Annotated in this window: 16 protein-coding genes, 1 tRNA gene and 1 rRNA gene; 12 read left to right on the top strand and 6 right to left on the bottom strand. The window is 64.0% G+C overall.

All coding sequences use genetic code 11. From position 1 onward, the window contains the following. The first annotated feature begins 339 nt into the window (after positions 1–339). The 4 genes from purE to FAS41_RS13955 all read left to right on the top strand — a co-directional run bounded on the left by purE (position 340) and on the right by FAS41_RS13955 (position 3,001). Positions 340–831, top strand: coding sequence for a 5-(carboxyamino)imidazole ribonucleotide mutase (purE, locus tag FAS41_RS13970; RefSeq protein WP_017521570.1), 492 nt, complete (start codon positions 340–342; stop codon positions 829–831). 8 nt (positions 832–839) lie between these two features. Further along, entirely contained in the window at positions 840–1,925 is a 1,086-nt protein-coding gene (locus FAS41_RS13965) for a 5-(carboxyamino)imidazole ribonucleotide synthase (protein WP_138523184.1), read from the top strand. A 203-nt stretch (positions 1,926–2,128) separates the two neighbouring features. Beyond that, complete coding sequence (locus FAS41_RS13960; protein ID WP_138523182.1) at positions 2,129–2,374, top strand: GlsB/YeaQ/YmgE family stress response membrane protein; 246 nt, start codon at positions 2,129–2,131, stop codon at positions 2,372–2,374. 84 nt (positions 2,375–2,458) lie between these two features. Continuing rightward, positions 2,459–3,001, top strand: a complete 543-nt coding sequence (locus FAS41_RS13955) for a DUF3299 domain-containing protein (RefSeq protein ID WP_045214119.1) — start codon at positions 2,459–2,461, stop codon at positions 2,999–3,001. 98 nt (positions 3,002–3,099) lie between these two features. Here the strand turns inward: FAS41_RS13955 and FAS41_RS13950 are convergent, their stop codons facing one another. The 3 genes from FAS41_RS13950 to FAS41_RS13940 form a co-directional block, all read right to left on the bottom strand. Then, a complete protein-coding gene (locus FAS41_RS13950) occupies positions 3,100–4,011 on the bottom strand; it encodes a D-hexose-6-phosphate mutarotase (RefSeq protein ID WP_138523179.1) in 912 nt (303 codons plus the stop codon). A gap of 81 nt (positions 4,012–4,092) precedes the next feature. Beyond that, positions 4,093–4,773, bottom strand: a complete 681-nt coding sequence (locus tag FAS41_RS13945) for a GNAT family N-acetyltransferase (protein ID WP_138523177.1) — start codon at positions 4,771–4,773, stop codon at positions 4,093–4,095. A 12-nt stretch (positions 4,774–4,785) separates the two neighbouring features. Next, positions 4,786–5,235, bottom strand: coding sequence for a GNAT family N-acetyltransferase (locus tag FAS41_RS13940; RefSeq protein ID WP_138523175.1), 450 nt, complete (start codon positions 5,233–5,235; stop codon positions 4,786–4,788). 116 nt (positions 5,236–5,351) lie between these two features. Here FAS41_RS13940 and pdxR point away from each other — a divergent pair, with 116 nt between their 5' ends. Both pdxR and FAS41_RS13930 read left to right on the top strand, forming a co-directional pair. Beyond that, positions 5,352–6,806 carry a MocR-like pyridoxine biosynthesis transcription factor PdxR gene (gene pdxR, locus FAS41_RS13935; RefSeq protein ID WP_138523171.1) on the top strand — a complete coding sequence of 485 codons (1,455 nt, stop codon included), beginning with the start codon at positions 5,352–5,354 and terminating at the stop codon, positions 6,804–6,806. A gap of 106 nt (positions 6,807–6,912) precedes the next feature. Continuing rightward, the gene (locus tag FAS41_RS13930) at positions 6,913–8,124 is read left to right on the top strand and encodes a YeeE/YedE family protein (protein ID WP_138523169.1); all 1,212 of its coding nucleotides are present in this window, start codon (positions 6,913–6,915) and stop codon (positions 8,122–8,124) included. Position 8,125: 1 nt separating this feature from the next. On the opposite strand, the gene FAS41_RS30830 is transcribed toward FAS41_RS13930, so the two are convergent. After that, complete coding sequence (locus FAS41_RS30830; protein ID WP_246084873.1) at positions 8,126–8,296, bottom strand: hypothetical protein; 171 nt, start codon at positions 8,294–8,296, stop codon at positions 8,126–8,128. Next, on the bottom strand, positions 8,289–8,849 hold the full coding sequence (locus FAS41_RS13925; RefSeq protein ID WP_138523167.1) for an HdeD family acid-resistance protein: 561 nt from the start codon (positions 8,847–8,849) through the stop codon (positions 8,289–8,291). Before FAS41_RS13925 ends, FAS41_RS30830 begins: the two co-directional genes overlap by 8 nt. A 366-nt stretch (positions 8,850–9,215) precedes the next feature. Here FAS41_RS13925 and betI point away from each other — a divergent pair, with 366 nt between their 5' ends. The 3 genes from betI (at position 9,216) to betA (ending at position 13,139) form a co-directional block, all read left to right on the top strand. Further along, complete coding sequence (gene betI / locus FAS41_RS13920) at positions 9,216–9,809, top strand: transcriptional regulator BetI (protein ID WP_045214133.1); 594 nt, start codon at positions 9,216–9,218, stop codon at positions 9,807–9,809. A 46-nt stretch (positions 9,810–9,855) separates the two neighbouring features. Continuing rightward, on the top strand, positions 9,856–11,328 hold the full coding sequence (gene betB, locus FAS41_RS13915) for a betaine-aldehyde dehydrogenase (RefSeq protein ID WP_138523165.1): 1,473 nt from the start codon (positions 9,856–9,858) through the stop codon (positions 11,326–11,328). Between the two features lie 128 nt (positions 11,329–11,456). After that, the gene (gene betA, locus FAS41_RS13910; protein ID WP_138523163.1) at positions 11,457–13,139 is read left to right on the top strand and encodes a choline dehydrogenase; all 1,683 of its coding nucleotides are present in this window, start codon (positions 11,457–11,459) and stop codon (positions 13,137–13,139) included. Positions 13,140–13,203: 64 nt separating this feature from the next. Here betA and FAS41_RS13905 read toward each other — a convergent pair whose 3' ends face one another. Then, positions 13,204–13,608: an acyl-CoA thioesterase gene (locus tag FAS41_RS13905; protein WP_017521585.1), complete on the bottom strand. Its 405-nt coding sequence runs from the start codon at positions 13,606–13,608 to the stop codon at positions 13,204–13,206. A gap of 259 nt (positions 13,609–13,867) precedes the next feature. Between FAS41_RS13905 and FAS41_RS13900 the strand changes: the two genes are divergently transcribed. The 3 genes from FAS41_RS13900 (at position 13,868) to FAS41_RS13890 (ending at position 17,430) form a co-directional block, all read left to right on the top strand. Beyond that, positions 13,868–15,187 carry an MFS transporter gene (locus FAS41_RS13900; protein ID WP_138523161.1) on the top strand — a complete coding sequence of 440 codons (1,320 nt, stop codon included), beginning with the start codon at positions 13,868–13,870 and terminating at the stop codon, positions 15,185–15,187. 565 nt (positions 15,188–15,752) lie between these two features. Continuing rightward, positions 15,753–17,289 (top strand): 16S ribosomal RNA (locus FAS41_RS13895). A 64-nt stretch (positions 17,290–17,353) separates the two neighbouring features. Further along, positions 17,354–17,430: transfer RNA gene (locus FAS41_RS13890), tRNA-Ile, on the top strand. Positions 17,431–17,514: the final 84 nt, after the last annotated feature.

Raw genomic sequence — 17,514 nt, 5'->3', positions numbered from 1 at the left:
GAAGGGGGAGGGGCCTGCCCCATCCGGGCAGGTACGTGTCAGACGAGTCTGAGCCTCTGAGCCTAGGCCATCTTGAGCTGCGGCAAGCTTTTTCCCTGTCTCCTGCGAATGGTCTTGCGAAGTATCTTCCGAGATCGTCGCAGGCCTTGCCGGTGTCGGAATGACGAAATCGGGACCAACGGTCATGCCCAGTGCACTGCGCCACATCCTTTGCGGTATACTGCGCCGCCTTCAAGCCGGCACTGCCCGCCGGTTTGGCCACGTACAAGCCACGCCTCCGACGAGCGTGGCTTGTTGGTTTCTGACGCGCCCAAGAGCGCACTTGAGAGAGGCACGACGATGAGCGCACTGGTTGGCGTGATCATGGGTTCCAAATCCGACTGGAGCACCCTGAGCCACACCGCAGACATGCTGGACAAGCTCGGCATTCCGTACGAAGTGAAGGTGGTTTCCGCCCACCGTACTCCGGACCTGCTGTTCCAGTACGCCGAAGAGGCCGATGGCCGCGGCATCGAAGTGATCATCGCCGGCGCCGGCGGTGCCGCCCACCTGCCGGGCATGTGCGCCGCCAAGACCCACCTGCCGGTGCTCGGTGTGCCGGTACAGTCCTCCATGCTCTCGGGTGTCGATTCGCTGCTGTCCATCGTGCAGATGCCCGCGGGCGTCCCGGTCGCCACCCTGGCCATCGGCAAGGCCGGTGCCACCAACGCAGCCCTGCTGTCCGCCAGCATCCTGGGCGCCAAGTACCCCCAATACCACGAGGCGCTGAAGCAGTTCCGCGCCACCCAGACCGAGACGGTGCTGGACAATCCCGATCCGCGCGAGGCCTGAGTACGACCATGAAGATCGGTGTCATCGGTGGCGGCCAGCTGGGCCGCATGCTGTCCCTGGCGGGCACCCCGCTGGGCATGAACTTCGCCTTCCTCGACCCGGCGCCGGACGCTTGCGCGCAGTCCCTGGGCGAGCACATCCGCGCCGACTACAGCGACCAGGACCACCTGCGCCAGCTGGCCGATGAAGTCGATGTGGTGACCTTCGAGTTCGAGAGCGTGCCGGCCGAGACCGTGGCCTTCCTCTCGCAGTTCGTGCCGGTCTATCCGAACGCCGAGTCGCTGCGCATCGCCCGTGACCGCTGGTTCGAGAAGTCCATGTTCAAGGACCTGGGGATTCCGACCCCGGCCTTCGCCGACGTGCAGTCCCAGGCCGACCTTGACGCCGCGGTGGCCAGCATCGGCCTGCCGGCGGTGATGAAGACCCGCACCCTGGGCTACGACGGCAAGGGCCAGAAGGTCCTGCGCAAGACCGAGGACGTCAGCGGCGCCTTTGCCGAGCTGGGCAGCGTGCCGTGCATCCTCGAAGGCTTCGTGCCCTTCACCGGCGAAGTCTCGCTGGTGGCGGTACGCGCCCGCGATGGCGAGACCCGCTTCTACCCACTGGTGCACAACACCCACGAGAACGGCATCCTGCGCCTGTCCGTGGCGAGCACCGACCACCCGCTGCAGGCGCTGGCCGAAGACTACGTCGGCCGGGTGTTGGACAAGCTGCAGTACGTGGGCGTCATGGCTTTCGAGTTCTTCGAGGTCGACGGCGGCCTGAAGGCCAACGAAATCGCGCCGCGCGTGCACAACTCCGGCCACTGGACCATCGAAGGTTCCGAGTGCAGCCAGTTCGAGAACCACGTGCGGGCCATCGCCGGCTTGCCGCTGGGCTCGACCGCGAAAGTGGGCGAGAGCGCCATGCTCAACTTCATCGGTGAGGTGCCGCCGGTGGCCGACGTGCTGAACATCGCCGACTGCCACCTGCACCACTACGGCAAGGCGTTCAAGGCCGGGCGCAAGGTTGGCCACGCCACCCTGCGCAGCGCCGACCTGCCGACCCTGAAGGCGCGCATCGCCGAGGTCGAGGCGTTGATCGCCAAAGTCTGACGGCCCTTCGGGCAAGGTGACTAGAGAAAGCCGCGTCAATCACTGGCGCGGCTTTTTTCATGGTGAGTTCGCGCAGTGATGCAAGGCTCGCGAAACACGGGTAGCCGCTCTGGACCGTGGCAAAACACGGAACGCTGGCGTTTCCTACACTGTCCCATGACAAGCGCGCATCCACAGCGCTCAACCCACAAGGAGGGTTTGTCATGGGATTAATCGGAACCATCGTCATTGGCCTGATCGTTGGACTCATCGCACGCTTCCTCAAGCCCGGCGATGACAGCATGGGCTGGATCATGACCATCCTGATCGGTATCGGCGGCTCGCTGTTGGCCACCTACGGCGGCCAGGCCCTGGGCATTTACGCAGCCGGCCAGGCGGCAGGCTTCATCGGCGCGGTGATCGGTGCCGTCGTGCTGCTGGTCATTTACGGGCTGATCAAGAAGAATTGACGGTGATTTCCGGCCCTCTCCCGCCAGGGGGAGGGTGCTGGAGGAATATCCCGCCTGTGCCCGACCGGGCCTTTCGAGTCCACGATGCGCCGACCATTGCTCGCCTGTTGTCTGATAGTGCTGACCTCCCTGGCGTCCGCCGCCGAACTTCCCGAAACCGACTGGCTGTCCCTGATGCCGCCCAGCGACCGCAAGGCGCTGGAAGACATGCCGGAAATCACCCACAACGGCCCCGAGGCCAACGGCACCTTCACCAACAAGGGCGGGCTGAAACAGTCCGACAAGAAGCTGCCGCAGGTGATGTATTCCACCAAGACAGTGGCCGCCCTCAATGGCAAGGCGCTGCGTCTGGGCGGCTACCCGGTGCCGCTGGAGAATGACGCCAAGGGCCGCGTGACCGAGTTCTTCCTGGTGCCTTACCCGGGCGCCTGCATCCACGTGCCGCCGCCGCCGCCGAACCAGATCGTGCTGGTGCGCTACCCCAAGGGGATCCAGATCGATGATATCTACAACCCGATCTGGGTCAGCGGCACGCTGAAGGTGGAGAAGGTCAGCAATGACCTGGCCGACGCGGCCTACGCCATCGACGACGCCAAGGTGCGGCCGGTGGAAGAGAGCGACCTGTAAGGCTTTACGTAGGGCGTACAACCGTTCGCGGTTGTACGCCGATTCGCCGCACCGTCTACGGCGGATAACGCTGGCGCGTCATGCGCCCTACGGGAGGATCACGCTTCCAGCGGTTCGCTCCAGATTTCCACCTTCATCGTTTCACTGCGCCCTGGCGCCACGCTCATCACGTCGTCCCAGACGCGCGCGGTCTCGATGCAGAGCATGTCCTGCCAGGCGTCGTCCGCGAATTGCGACAGGCGCGCGGCCTTGTCGATCCAGGGGTTCCACACGACCGCCGAGCGCGAGCCACTGGCCTGGAGGTGGATGCCGCGCTCCCAGACCGGATCGCGGATCACCAGCGGTTTCTCCAGGTCCAGGTAGATGCGGTCGGTTTCCCCGGCGATGCGCACCACCCCGTGCTGCTCGCGCAGCTCCCAGTTCTCCAGGGTTTCCACGTAGCGGCAGCCCTGCAGCCCGTCGATGCTGACCTGGCGCACGTCGCCCACGGCAAAGTAGGTGTGCAGCGCCTGGCTGACCGGCAACGGCGTATCGCCCAGGTTGTGGGTGGTCATCTCCAGCGTCAGGCGCTCCCCGAAGCGCATCACCACTTCCAGTCGCGCCGAGTGCGCCCAGCCGGGCAGGCCGTTGCGTGCATCGAAGCTGAAATGCACGGAGAGTTGGCCCAGTTCGTCAGCGATATCGTCCAACTGCCAATCTACAGCGCGCACCAGACCGTGTGCGGGTGCCTTGTCGCTCCGGTAGGCGGTACGGACTTCGACCGGGTTGCGCTCCAGGTTGCCGAACCACGGCCAGCAAACCGGTACCCCGCCACGTACGGACTGGCCGTGGTGGTACTCGGCGGTCTCGCTCAGCCACACCAGCGGCGACTGTTCGTGGGGCTGGTAGCTGAGCAGTTGCGCCCCCTGCTGGGCGATCAGGGCTTCACCATGGGCGGTATGGATGCGCCAGCAGGGCAACTGGTCGATCTGTACCTGCTCGACGCGGGGAGTCTGGATGTCGCTGCTCATGGTGGTCTCCGGGACTGCGATGCGAAAGGTTCAGTATCACCGATCCTTCGCGCACCGGGCAGTTCCCGGAGAATGAAAAGATCAGCTCTGGCGCAGGGCCTCGAGCCGCTCTCTCTGCCGGCCATTGGCATCGAAGTTGGCCGCGTCCAGCCAGCGCTCGAAGGCCTGCTGGCAGCGTGGCCATTCGCTGTCGATGATGGAGAACCAGGCTGTATCGCGGTTGCGGTCCTTCACCACCGTGGCTTGGCGGAAGGTGCCCTCGAAGACGAAGCCCAGGCGCGCGGCGGCGCGCATGGAGCGGGCGTTGAGCGCGTTGCACTTCCATTCGAGGCGGCGGTAGCGCATCTCGAAGGCCCAGCGGGCCAGCAGGTAGACCGCCTCGGTGGAGGCCGGCGAGCGCTGCATCACGCGGCCGTAGGCGATGTGGCCGATCTCGATGCTGCCGTCCTTGGGGAAGATCCGCAGGTAGCTGAGCAGGCCGACTGCGCGGCCGCTTGCGCGGTCGATCACGGCAAAGAACAGTGGGTCGTTGCTCGCCGCATTGCCCGCCAGCCAGGCATCGAAGGGCGCGCGTTCGAGGAAGGGCCCGTAGGGCAGGTAGTCCCAGAGCGCGGGGTCGGAGTCCGGGCCCTGCAGCGCTTGCCACAGGTCATCGCCGTGGAGGGCGACGTCCAGCGGCGCCAGATTGATGGTGCGACCGGTCAGGGTGCGGCGTTCGGGGCTGGCGGCAGGGCGCCAGTTCAGCAGCGGTTGGTCGTTCATGGGCGCTCCGGCTCAGAGAATCTTGCGGTACTGGACGAACCCGGAGCGGTCGGCGATCCGGTCGTAGAGGAACATGGCGTCGGTGTTGCTCTCGTGGGTCAGCCAGTGCACCCGCGAGGCGCCATTTGCGCGGGCGTCGGCGTAGACGTGCTCGATCAGCTGCGCGCCGATGCCGCCGCCGCGCTGGCCTTCGGCGACATACAGGTCCTGCAGGTAGACGTAGTCGCCCTGGGTCCAGCAGGAACGGTGGTAGATGAAGTGCACCAGGCCGATGGCAACGCTGTCGCGCCAGGCAAGCGCAGCGTGCATCGGCTCGGTGGCGTCGAGGAAGCGCTGCCAGGTGACCGCGCTGGTGGCGTCGTCGATGGTGGTCTTGTAGAAGCGCTGATAACCCAGCCAGAGCGGCAGCCAGGCGGCGTGATCATCGGCAGTGATCGGGCGGATCTCGACAGCGGAAGACATGGTGGCGACCTTGTGTGCGTTGGAATGCTCCCAGCCTAGGCGCTGAATTGGTTCTGCTAAAGAGCCATTCATGATCAAATCAGAGGAACCATTACCGCTGCACTGGAAGCTGTTCCATGAGTATCCCGTTGCCTTTCAACCCTTCTGGAATCCGCCTCGACCCAGCCCGTCCGCTGGGTGTGCAGCTGTTCCAGGCATTGCGCGAGCGAATCCTTGATGGTCGTCTCGCGGCCCGCTCGCGGTTGCCGGCCAGTCGTGATCTGGCCTCTTCGCTTGGTGTTTCCCGCAATACCGTGGTGCGCGCCTACGAACAGCTTTACGCCGAGGGGTATATCGAGGGGCGCACGGGTGATGGAACCTATGTCGCCGAACGCGTGCAGCCTTCGGTGGACATAGCGCGTAGCGAAGCGCGCAGCCTTGATGTACCCGCCCTGGAGCGCCTCGCACGGCACCACCTGCCGCTGCCTCCAACGGGGGCGCCGCGAGCATTCCGGGTCGGCGTGCCGGCTTTCGATCTCTTTCCCTTCGACACCTGGGCGCGGCTGCAGGCGCGCTTCTGGCGCGATCCGCCGCTGGATTGCCTGGGCTATGGCGACCCGGCCGGTGAGCAGCGCCTGCGCGAGCTGGTCGCCGCCTATCTGCGCACGACCCGTGGCCTGCACTGCGACGCCGGGCAGATCATCATCACCAGTGGCGCCCAGCAGGGCATCACGCTGTGCGCCCAGGTGCTGCTTGCCCAGGGTGACGGCGCGGCCATCGAGAACCCCGGCTACCGTGCCGCTGGCCACGCTTTTGCCACCGCAGGGGCGCGGCTGCACGGCGTGGCGGTTGATGCCGACGGCCTGCGAACGGACCAGCTGGATAGCCTGCCCGACTGCCGGCTGGTCTATGTCACGCCGTCGCACCAGTATCCGACGGGGGTGACGCTCTCCCTGGCGCGACGCCTGGAGTTGCTTGAGTGGGCCGAGCGCAGCGGTGGCTGGATAGTCGAGGACGACTACGACGGCGAGTACCGCTACAGCGGGACGCCGCTGATGCCGCTGGCGGCCCTGGATCGCCATGACCGGGTGCTCTACGTCGGCACCTTCTGCAAGATCGCCTTCCCGGCGTTGCGCCTGGGTTATCTGGTTGTCCCGCCGGCGCTGGCGCAGGCCTTCGCTCGCCGCCGCGCGCTGGATGTGCGTCATTCCGAAGTCGGCACCCAGCGGGTGATGGCGGACTTCATCGCCGAAGGGCACTTCCAGCGCCACGTCCGGCGCATGCGTCGGGCTGCGCGCAGTCGACGCGACGCGCTGCTGCGTGGCTGGCCGGAGGTGAGCGGCTGCGCGCCGATGCCGGTGGTGGAAGCGGGATTGCACCTGTGCGTACGGGTCGATAGCCGCGAGCGCGAGCGGGAGTTGGTGCAGTGCGCCGCTGCCGTGGGCGTGGAGGTGAATGCGCTGAGCGACTACTGGTTGCCGGAGTCCGCCGAGCCGGCGGATCAGCGGGCCGGACTGGTGCTGGGCTTCGCGGCGGTGCCAGAGGCGCGGATCGCCGAGGCGCTCAAGACCCTGCGCAAGGCCTGGAAATAAGGCGGCCCTTGTAACTCCCGGCTATTTCCTTAGCTGCCTTACGAAGTTGGCGGGAGGCGCTACGCTCCCTAGAATATCGCCCCTCTCGAAACCCCCCGGAGCCGCCATGAGCCTAGCCCTGTCCACCGTCCCCGAGCGCAAGTCCAGCGCGCTCTGGGTCGCCTTCCTCCTGCTGCTGGCGGGTGCGCTGTTCCTCGCCCAGGTGGTGAGCGGCCGCCAGGCCCTGCTGTTCCTGGTCGGCGGTGCGTTGGGACTGACGCTCTACCACGCGGCTTTCGGCTTCACTTCCGCCTGGCGTGTGTTCATCCGTGAGCACCGTGGTGCGGGCCTGCGTGCGCAGATGGTGATGCTGGCTATCGCGGTACTGCTGTTCTTCCCCGCTCTGGCGGCCGGCACGCTGTTCGGCGAGCCGGTTAAGGGGCTGGTGTCGCCGGCCGGTACGTCGGTCATCGTCGGCGCCTTCATTTTCGGCATCGGCATGCAGTTGGGCGGCGGTTGCGCCTCGGGCACGCTGTTCACCGTGGGTGGTGGCAACGCGCGGATGCTGGTGACGCTGCTGTTCTTCATCATCGGTTCGGTGATTGCCACCCACCATATCGGTTGGTGGTTCGCCCTGCCGTCACTGCCACCGACCTCCATCGTGCAGTCGCTCGGCCTGTTCCCGGCGCTGGCGGTGAGCCTGGCGCTGTTTGCCGCCATCGCCGCCGTCAGCGTGGTGCTGGAACGCCGTCGCCATGGCGTGCTTGAACTGATCGCCAGCAACGGCGAGAAGGGCATCGGTCGACTCTTCCGTGGCCCCTGGCCGCTGGTGTGGGGTGCAGTCGCACTGGCGCTGCTGAACTTCGCCACCCTGGCGCTGGCCGGGCGTCCGTGGGGCGTCACCTCGGCTTTCGCCCTGTGGGGCGCGAAGGCGTTCGAGAGTCTTGGCATCGCCGTTGACCAATGGGCCTTCTGGCAGGTCGACGCCAACGCCAAGGCGCTGGCCGCGCCGGTCTGGCAGGACGTCACCAGCGTGATGGACTTCGGCATCATGATCGGTGCGCTGCTGGCCGCCGGCCTCGCCGGGCGTTTCGCACCGAGCCTGAAGATTCCCGCGCGCTCGCTGATTGCGGCGGTGATCGGCGGCTTGCTGCTGGGCTACGGCGCGCGTCTGGCCTACGGCTGCAACATTGGCGCGTACTTCAGCGGCATCGCCTCCGGCAGCCTGCACGGCTGGCTGTGGCTGGTCGCAGCGTTCTTCGGCAACGCGGTGGGCGTACGCCTGCGGCCGATCTTCTTCCCTGCCGAACGCGTGGAAGAGCGCCTGACCGGCTGCTGAGTCAGGCCGGGCGGGGCGTCCCGCGCTCCGCCCAGTAGGTCTGCTTGTGGCCGTGGGCCTGGTAGTCCCGCGCCAGGGCTTCGGCCTCGGCGCGGGTCAGCTGACGGCGCATGACGAAGCGGTTGCCGTTGTCGTCCAGGCGCAACAGACACCAATCCCGCTCTTCAGGCATTGAAGGTCGAGGTCTTGCGTAGGCGCAGCGCGAGCAGGATCAGCAGGACGCCGAAGAACACCGAGTACGCGCCGATCACCCAGGCCACGGCAATCGCCCCGGCCCCGGGGTTGCCGATCATCAGCACGCCGAACAGCACCGACACCGCGCCGGAAAGCCCCAGCCACCACTCATTCTGCAGTGCCTTGCGCAGGCGAATCGCCGCGATGATCTGCAGCACGCCCATCACCAATGCCCAGCCGGCGATGAGCATGAGCAGGCCCAGGGCGGTTAGCTGTGGCCAGAGGAAGGCGACCAGCCCGGCTGCGATCCCCAGCAATCCCACCAGCACCAGTGGCCACAAGGGCCGGCCGGATTCGCGCATCTGCGCGGCGGCGATCAGGGTGAACAGGCCGTCGATGAAGGCATAGGCGCCGAAGAACAGCACCATCACGGTGAGCACGATTCCCGGCCAGACCATGGCCAGGATGCCGAACAGCAGGGCGGCGACGCCGCGCAGGGCGATCCATTTCCAGTGGCGGCCCAGAGCTTGCCAGAGTGGGTGTTGCGACATGGCGGCGATCCTCACGAGGGGTATGGCTGAAACCATAGTCGCTGGCGCGCGGCGCAGGCCCTGACGTGGGGCAAAAGAAAGCCCGGCACGGGCCGGGCTGTGAAGGGCCCGTCGCAACGGGCAGGTGCCGTCAGGCGACGTCACCGGGGAGAGCGGCTGCGACACATTCGGCGCGGATTCTGCGATCCTTGCGGGTTGGAATGCAGCGTAGCGATGAACGGTACGGGCGCCCGCCATAGGGGCGCTTCGAGGTGTTGATGCAACGCAGCATATTCTTAGTTGATTGAGCGTTCAATAAAAAACGAATAGACTGGCCCACAGTATCGCCGGACGGCACAGGTACGCCCGGCGAAGAGGAGATTCGAAATGCCCAAGGTCGGTATGCAGCCGATTCGCCGTTCCCAGCTGATCCACGCGACCCTCGAGGCGGTGGACCAGGTGGGCATGAGCGACGCCAGCATCGCCCTGATCGCCCGCCTCGCGGGGGTCTCCAACGGCATCATCAGCCACTACTTCCAGGACAAGAACGGACTGCTGGAAGCGACGATGCGACATTTGATGTCGGCATTGAGCAAGGCCGTCGCCGAGCGCCGCGCTACCTTGCGCAACGACGAACCGCGCTCGCACCTGCGGGCCATCATCGCCGGCAACTTCGACAGCTCCCAGGTCAACGGTCCGGCCATGAAAACCTGGCTGGCGTTCTGGGCGACCAGCATGCACCAGCCGGCGCTGCGCCGATTGCAGCGGATCAACGACCATCGGCTGTATTCGAACCTGTGCAGCCAGTTCCGTCGCGAACTGCCGCTGGCCCAGGCCCGCAGCGCCGCTCGCGGGCTGGCCGCACTGATCGATGGCCTCTGGCTGCGGGGCGCGCTTTCGGGCGACGCCTTCGATACCGAGCAGGCGTTGGCGATTGCCTACGACTACCTCGACCAACAACTGGCCAAGCGCCCCGGATAGCGGGCGCAGCCTTGCGCTGACACCGACAAGAGAGGACCACCGCACCATGGCTCGATTCGAAGTACAGAAGCTCTACATTGGCGGTCGCTACGTGGAAGCCACCAGCGGCGCCACCTTCGAGACCATCAATCCGGCCAACGGTGAAGTCCTTGCCCAGGTACAGCGTGCGTCGAAGGACGACGTCGAGCGCGCCGTGCAGGCGGCGGTGGAAGGGCAGAAAGTCTGGGCGGCGATGACCGCCATGCAGCGCTCGCGCATCCTGCGCCGCGCCGTCGATATCCTCCGCGAGCGCAATGACGAGCTGGCGGAACTGGAGACCCTCGACACCGGCAAGCCGCTGGCCGAGACCCGCTACGTCGACATCGTCACCGGTGCCGACGTGCTCGAGTACTACGCCGGGCTGGTGCCCGCCATCGAGGGCGAGCAGATCCCGCTGCGCGAGACCAGCTTCGTCTACACCCGCCGCGAGCCGCTGGGCGTGGTGGCCGGCATTGGCGCCTGGAATTACCCGATCCAGATCGCCCTGTGGAAATCCGCCCCGGCCCTGGCCGCCGGCAACGCGATGATCTTCAAGCCCAGTGAAGTCACTCCGCTGACCGCGCTGAAGCTCGCCGAAATCTACACCGAGGCCGGCCTGCCCGACGGCGTGTTCAACGTGCTCACCGGCAGCGGTCGCGAAGTCGGCCAGTGGCTGACCGAGCACCCAGTGATCGAGAAGATTTCCTTCACTGGCGGCACCTCCACCGGCAAGAAGGTCATGGCCAGCGCTTCCAGCTCTTCGCTCAAGGAAGTCACCATGGAGCTGGGCGGCAAGTCGCCGCTGATCATCTTCGAAGACGCCCACCTTGACCGCGCCGCCGATATCGCCGTCATGGCCAACTTCTTCAGCTCCGGCCAGGTGTGCACCAACGGTACCCGTGTGTTCATTCCGCGCAACCTGCAGGCGCGCTTCGAGGCCAAGGTGCTGGAGCGCGTCAAGCGCATCCGCCTGGGCAACCCGCAGGACGAGAACACCAACTTCGGCCCGCTGGTGAGCTTCCCGCACATGGAGAGCGTGCTCTCCTATATCGAGTCCGGCAAAGAACAGAAGGCCCGCCTGCTGTGCGGTGGCGAGCGCGTCACCCATGGCGAGTTCGGCCAGGGCGCGTATGTCGCCCCGACCGTGTTCACCGACTGCCGTGACGACATGACCATCGTCCGCGAGGAAATCTTCGGGCCGGTCATGAGCATCCTCGTCTACGACAGCGAAGACGAGGCCATCCGCCGCGCCAACGACACTGAGTACGGCCTCGCCGCCGGCGTCGTGACCCAGGACCTGGCCCGTGCGCACAGGGCGATCCACCGCCTCGAAGCAGGCATCTGCTGGATCAACACCTGGGGCGAGTCGCCGGCCGAGATGCCGGTTGGCGGATACAAGCAATCGGGTGTCGGTCGTGAGAACGGCCTGACCACCCTGGCTCACTACACTCGCATCAAATCCGTACAGGTTGAGCTGGGCGACTACACCTCGGTGTTCTGATCGCCGCGATCGAGCCATGAAAGGCCGGTCGCAGGCATGACTCCCTGACCACCGGCCATTCCCAACACGCAGACACCGGCGCGCGCGCGTCGCGGGCGGTGTCGTGCCTGAAAAAGAGGAAGGCCTGCATGTCCCAGGAATACGACTACATCATCATCGGCGCCGGTTCCGCCGGTAACGTACTGGCTACGCGCCTGACCGAGGACGTCGACGTCAGTGTCCTGTTGCTCGAAGCCGGCGGCCCGGACTACCGTGCCGATTTCCGCACCCAGATGCCCGCCGCGCTGGCCTACCCGCTGCAGGGTCGCCGCTACAACTGGGCGTACCTGACCGACCCGGAGCCGTACATGAACAACCGCCGCATGGAGTGCGGGCGCGGCAAGGGCCTGGGCGGTTCCTCGTTGATCAATGGCATGTGCTACATCCGCGGCAACGCCATGGACTTCGACGGCTGGGCGCAGGAAAAGGGACTGGAAGACTGGACCTACCTCGATTGCCTGCCGTATTTCCGCAAGGCCGAGACCCGTGACATCGGCCCCAACGACTACCACGGCGGCAGCGGCCCGGTGAGCGTCACTACGCCCAAGGCCGGTAACAACCCGCTGTTCCACGCCATGGTCGAGGCCGGCGTGCAGGCGGGCTATCCGCGTACCGAGGACCTCAACGGTTACCAGCAGGAAGGCTTCGGTCCGATGGACCGCACCGTCACTCCGCAAGGTCGCCGCGCCAGTACCGCTCGTGGCTACCTGGACCAGGCCCGCGAACGACCGAACCTGACCATCGTCACCCACGCGCTGACCGACCGCATCCTGTTCAGCGGCAAGCGCGCCATCGGCGCGACCTATCTGCATGGCGATGACAATGCGCTGACCCAAGTACGTGCACGCCGCGAAGTGCTGGTGTGCTCCGGCGCCATCGCTTCTCCGCAGCTGTTGCAGCGCTCCGGCGTCGGTCCGTCCGCCCTGCTGCGGGACCTGGGTATCGAGGTCGTTCACGATCTGCCCGGTGTCGGCCAGAACCTCCAGGACCACCTGGAGATGTACCTGCAGTACGCCTGCAAGCAACCGGTATCGTTGTATCCGGCACTGCAGTGGTGGAACCAGCCGCAGATCGGCGCGGAATGGATGTTCCTCGGCACCGGCCTGGGCGCGAGCAACCAGTTCGAGGCCGGCGGCTTCATCCGCAGTCGTCCGGAATTCGAGTGGCCGAACATCCAGTACCACTTCCTGCCGGTGGCGATTAACTACAACGGCAGCAACGCAGTGAGCGAGCACGGCTTCCAGGCTCATGTCGGCTCCATGCGCTCTCCCAGTCGCGGGCGGATCAACCTGACCTCCCGCGATCCGCGCAAGCACCCGAGCATCCTGTTCAACTACATGTCCTGCGAGCAGGACTGGCAGGAGTTCCGCGACGGCATCCGCCTCACCCGCGAGATCATGAACCAGCCGGCCCTGGACCCTTATCGCGGGCGCGAGATCAGTCCGGGCCTGGACCAGCAGAGCGACGCCGATCTGGACGCCTTCATTCGCGAGCATGCGGAAACGGCTTTCCACCCGTCCTGCTCCTGCAAGATGGGCGAAGACGACATGGCGGTGGTCGATGGCGAAGGCCGTGTGCACGGCATGGAAGGGCTGCGGGTGATCGATGCGTCGATCATGCCGCTGATCATCACCGGCAACCTCAACGCCACCACCATCATGATGGCCGAGAAACTCGCCGATAAAGTGCGCGGTCGCCCGGCACTGCCCCGCAGCAGCGCCGACTACTACAAGGCCAACGGTGCGCCGGTGCGCGGAAAACCGCAGCGCTGATGCTGAAAGACCAGACGTAAGGCATAGACGAAAACGCCGGCGAGAGAGCCGGCGTTTTCAGTTTTCAGCCACGACGCGGAGGAACTGGTCGGGTACGGCCGCTACCGTCGATGGCGACGAAGACGAAGACCGCCTCGGTGACCTTGCGCCATTCGCTGGACAGCGGGTCATCGCTCCAGACCTCGACCAGCATACGGATCGAGCTGCGGCCTACTTCCAGGGTCTGGGTATAGAAGGAGAGCTGAGCGCCGACGGCGACCGGGACCAGGAAGGCCATACGGTCGATGGCTACCGTGGCCACTCGGCCTCCGGCAATGCGGCTGGACATGGCGGTTCCGGCGAGATCCATCTGCGCCACCAGCCAGCCACCGAAGATGTCGCCAAAGCCGTTGGTCTCGCGCGGCAGGGCGGTGATCTGCAAGGCAAGGTCGCCTTGCGGGATGGGATCTTCTTGTTCGAGCTCGATCATAGGTAAGGGCCTCTTGCCCCCGGCATACTCATGGTGAGGTTATGGAAAAACTCTCCCAAGACACCTGCCGGCGCAAGGCCTTGGGACAGCTTTTGATCGGCCTGCCCGCATTATATAGAGGGAGGACCGGCGCGACGACCGCAGGATGGGGTGAAATTCCCGCGGGCGCGGCCGCTGTGTCGCCCCCGCGCAATTTGCTATGGTGCGGCACCTGCGGCTGCCGGCCGCAGCCTCCTTGCCTGCAGAGATAACAAGCACCATGCCTTCTGTGAACGCTCCTGCCGCGCCCGCGTCACGTCCGTTGACCCGCAGCGACTACAAGACTCTTTCGCTGTCCGCCCTGGGCGGCGCCCTCGAGTTCTACGACTTCATCATCTTCGTGTTCTTCGCCACCGTGGTCGGCAAGCTGTTCTTCCCCGCCGACATGCCCGACTGGCTGCGCCAGCTGCAGACTTTCGGCCTGTTCGCCGCCGGCTACCTGGCCCGACCGCTGGGGGGGGTGGTGATGGCCCACTTCGGCGACCTGCTGGGCCGCAAGAAGATGTTCACCCTGAGCATCTTCCTGATGGCCGTACCGACGCTGATCATGGGCCTGCTGCCCACCTACGCGCAGATCGGTATCTGGGCACCGCTGGCGCTCCTGCTGCTGCGCGTCATCCAGGGCGCGGCCATTGGTGGTGAAGTGCCGGGCGCCTGGGTCTTCGTGGCCGAGCACGTCCCGCATCGCCATGTGGGCTATGCCTGCGGCACGCTCACGTCGGGTCTGACCGCGGGCATCCTCATCGGTTCGCTGGTGGCGACATTGATCAACAGTGTCTACAGCGCCGAGGAAGTGCAGGGCTACGCCTGGCGTATTCCGTTCCTGCTGGGCGGCATCTTCGGCCTGTTCTCGGTCTACCTGCGCCGCTGGCTGCACGAAACGCCGGTGTTCGCCGAACTGCAGCTGCGCAAGCAACTGGCCGAGGAAGTGCCGCTGGGCGTGGTGGTGCGTGAGCACCGTCCGGCCATCGTGCTGTCCATGCTGCTGACCTGGGTGCTGTCCGCCGGCATCGTGGTGGTGATCTTGATGACGCCGTCGGTGCTGCAGACTGTCTATGGCTTCGATGCTGCCACGTCGCTGAAGGCCAACAGCCTGGCCATCGTCTGTCTGAGCGTCGGCTGCATCCTGGCCGGCCGTCTCGCCGACCGTTTCGGCGCGGGGCGTACCTTTATAGTGGGGAGCATTCTGCTGGGTGTCGTCTCCTGGACCTTCTACACCAGCCTGAAGGCGCACCCGGACTGGCTGTTCCCGCTGTATGCGGTTACCGGCCTGTGCGTCGGTGTCATCGGCGCGGTGCCTTATGTGATGGTCAACGCCTTCCCGGCGGTAGTCCGCTTCACCGGCCTGTCCTTCTCCTACAACCTGGCCTACGCCATCTTCGGTGGGCTGACGCCCATGGTGGTTGCCCTCCTTATGAAGGAAGACCCGCTGGGCCCGGCGTACTATGTAGTGGCGCTGTGTGTGGTTGGCCTGCTGGTGGGGGGTTATCTGCTGCGCCAGGAGCGCCGACTGGAAGGGCAGGGCGTGGCAGTAAACTGATCGACCGGACAGTTTTTTGCAGAAAGTTTAAATTAGTCGTTGACGGCTCATTTAAACTCCCTATAATGCGCACCACTCCCAGCGACGAAGCGCTGAAAGAACTTGAAAATCAAGTACTTACAGAGATTCGAAATTGAGAGTGGTGACCAGGCAGGTGATTCACTTGCCGCTTTTCTCTAGCTGCTTCGGTGGCTCGCTGAAAAGAAGGTCGCCGGGGTGCTTGACAGCGAGTTTGATCGCTGTAGAATGCGCCTCCCGCTGATGAGAGGTTTCACTTCTCGGAAGCCCAAGCGATTGAGTAGAAAAGAAATTTTCGAAAAATAAAGCTTGACGAAAGATGAGGTTAGCGTAGAATGCGCGCCTCGGTTGAGACGAAAGCCTTAACCAACTGCTCTTTAACAAGTTGAATCAAGCAATTCGTGTGGGTGCTTGTGATGTAAGACTGATGATCGACTGATTATCAGCAACGCAAGTAACACTCGTGAATTCGAGAGTTTTAGCTCTTTAAATAGAGCATGCGATTGCTGAGCCAAGTTTAGGGTTTTCTCAAAACCCAAGCAGTATTGAACTGAAGAGTTTGATCATGGCTCAGATTGAACGCTGGCGGCAGGCCTAACACATGCAAGTCGAGCGGATGAGTGGAGCTTGCTCCATGATTCAGCGGCGGACGGGTGAGTAATGCCTAGGAATCTGCCTGGTAGTGGGGGACAACGTTTCGAAAGGAACGCTAATACCGCATACGTCCTACGGGAGAAAGCAGGGGACCTTCGGGCCTTGCGCTATCAGATGAGCCTAGGTCGGATTAGCTAGTTGGTGGGGTAAAGGCCTACCAAGGCGACGATCCGTAACTGGTCTGAGAGGATGATCAGTCACACTGGAACTGAGACACGGTCCAGACTCCTACGGGAGGCAGCAGTGGGGAATATTGGACAATGGGCGAAAGCCTGATCCAGCCATGCCGCGTGTGTGAAGAAGGTCTTCGGATTGTAAAGCACTTTAAGTTGGGAGGAAGGGCAGTAAGTTAATACCTTGCTGTTTTGACGTTACCAACAGAATAAGCACCGGCTAACTTCGTGCCAGCAGCCGCGGTAATACGAAGGGTGCAAGCGTTAATCGGAATTACTGGGCGTAAAGCGCGCGTAGGTGGTTTGGTAAGATGGATGTGAAATCCCCGGGCTCAACCTGGGAACTGCATCCATAACTGCCTGACTAGAGTACGGTAGAGGGTGGTGGAATTTCCTGTGTAGCGGTGAAATGCGTAGATATAGGAAGGAACACCAGTGGCGAAGGCGACCACCTGGACTGATACTGACACTGAGGTGCGAAAGCGTGGGGAGCAAACAGGATTAGATACCCTGGTAGTCCACGCCGTAAACGATGTCGACTAGCCGTTGGGATCCTTGAGATCTTAGTGGCGCAGCTAACGCGATAAGTCGACCGCCTGGGGAGTACGGCCGCAAGGTTAAAACTCAAATGAATTGACGGGGGCCCGCACAAGCGGTGGAGCATGTGGTTTAATTCGAAGCAACGCGAAGAACCTTACCTGGCCTTGACATGTCCGGAACCTTGCAGAGATGCGAGGGTGCCTTCGGGAATCGGAACACAGGTGCTGCATGGCTGTCGTCAGCTCGTGTCGTGAGATGTTGGGTTAAGTCCCGTAACGAGCGCAACCCTTGTCCTTAGTTACCAGCACGTTATGGTGGGCACTCTAAGGAGACTGCCGGTGACAAACCGGAGGAAGGTGGGGATGACGTCAAGTCATCATGGCCCTTACGGCCAGGGCTACACACGTGCTACAATGGTCGGTACAGAGGGTTGCCAAGCCGCGAGGTGGAGCTAATCCCATAAAACCGATCGTAGTCCGGATCGCAGTCTGCAACTCGACTGCGTGAAGTCGGAATCGCTAGTAATCGTGAATCAGAATGTCACGGTGAATACGTTCCCGGGCCTTGTACACACCGCCCGTCACACCATGGGAGTGGGTTGCTCCAGAAGTAGCTAGTCTAACCGCAAGGGGGACGGTTACCACGGAGTGATTCATGACTGGGGTGAAGTCGTAACAAGGTAGCCGTAGGGGAACCTGCGGCTGGATCACCTCCTTAATCGAAGATCTCAGCTTCTTCATAAGCTCCCACACGAATTGCTTGATTCACTGGTTAGACGATTGGGTCTGTAGCTCAGTTGGTTAGAGCGCACCCCTGATAAGGGTGAGGTCGGCAGTTCGAATCTGCCCAGACCCACCAATTGTTGTGGTGTGCTGCTGATCCGAATGGGGCCATAGCTCAGCTGGGAGAGCGCCTGCTTTGCACGCAGGAGGTCAGGAGTTC

Origin of the sequence: Pseudomonas nicosulfuronedens (assembly GCF_005877905.1) — a bacterium.
GTDB lineage: Bacteria > Pseudomonadota > Gammaproteobacteria > Pseudomonadales > Pseudomonadaceae > Pseudomonas > Pseudomonas nicosulfuronedens.
Note: the sequence above shows the minus strand (reverse complement) of the source record. Positions and strands in the feature narration are given on the sequence as shown.

Excerpts from the sequence above, each read along its gene's own strand:
- FAS41_RS13900 (WP_138523161.1), top strand. The coding sequence starts at position 13,868 with ATGCCTTCTGTGAACGCTCCTGCCGCGCCCGCGTCACGTCCGTTGACC.
- FAS41_RS13960 (WP_138523182.1), top strand. The coding sequence starts at position 2,129 with ATGGGATTAATCGGAACCATCGTCATTGGCCTGATCGTTGGACTCATC.
- FAS41_RS13940 (WP_138523175.1), bottom strand. The coding sequence starts at position 5,235 with ATGTCTTCCGCTGTCGAGATCCGCCCGATCACTGCCGATGATCACGCC.
- FAS41_RS13945 (WP_138523177.1), bottom strand. The coding sequence starts at position 4,773 with ATGAACGACCAACCGCTGCTGAACTGGCGCCCTGCCGCCAGCCCCGAA.
- purE (WP_017521570.1), top strand. The coding sequence starts at position 340 with ATGAGCGCACTGGTTGGCGTGATCATGGGTTCCAAATCCGACTGGAGC.
- FAS41_RS13930 (WP_138523169.1), top strand. The coding sequence starts at position 6,913 with ATGAGCCTAGCCCTGTCCACCGTCCCCGAGCGCAAGTCCAGCGCGCTC.
- FAS41_RS13950 (WP_138523179.1), bottom strand. The coding sequence starts at position 4,011 with ATGAGCAGCGACATCCAGACTCCCCGCGTCGAGCAGGTACAGATCGAC.
- FAS41_RS13925 (WP_138523167.1), bottom strand. The coding sequence starts at position 8,849 with ATGTCGCAACACCCACTCTGGCAAGCTCTGGGCCGCCACTGGAAATGG.
- FAS41_RS13965 (WP_138523184.1), top strand. The coding sequence starts at position 840 with ATGAAGATCGGTGTCATCGGTGGCGGCCAGCTGGGCCGCATGCTGTCC.
- FAS41_RS13905 (WP_017521585.1), bottom strand. The coding sequence starts at position 13,608 with ATGATCGAGCTCGAACAAGAAGATCCCATCCCGCAAGGCGACCTTGCC.
- FAS41_RS30830 (WP_246084873.1), bottom strand. The coding sequence starts at position 8,296 with ATGCCTGAAGAGCGGGATTGGTGTCTGTTGCGCCTGGACGACAACGGC.
- pdxR (WP_138523171.1), top strand. The coding sequence starts at position 5,352 with ATGAGTATCCCGTTGCCTTTCAACCCTTCTGGAATCCGCCTCGACCCA.
- FAS41_RS13955 (WP_045214119.1), top strand. The coding sequence starts at position 2,459 with ATGCGCCGACCATTGCTCGCCTGTTGTCTGATAGTGCTGACCTCCCTG.
- betI (WP_045214133.1), top strand. The coding sequence starts at position 9,216 with ATGCCCAAGGTCGGTATGCAGCCGATTCGCCGTTCCCAGCTGATCCAC.
- betA (WP_138523163.1), top strand. The coding sequence starts at position 11,457 with ATGTCCCAGGAATACGACTACATCATCATCGGCGCCGGTTCCGCCGGT.
- betB (WP_138523165.1), top strand. The coding sequence starts at position 9,856 with ATGGCTCGATTCGAAGTACAGAAGCTCTACATTGGCGGTCGCTACGTG.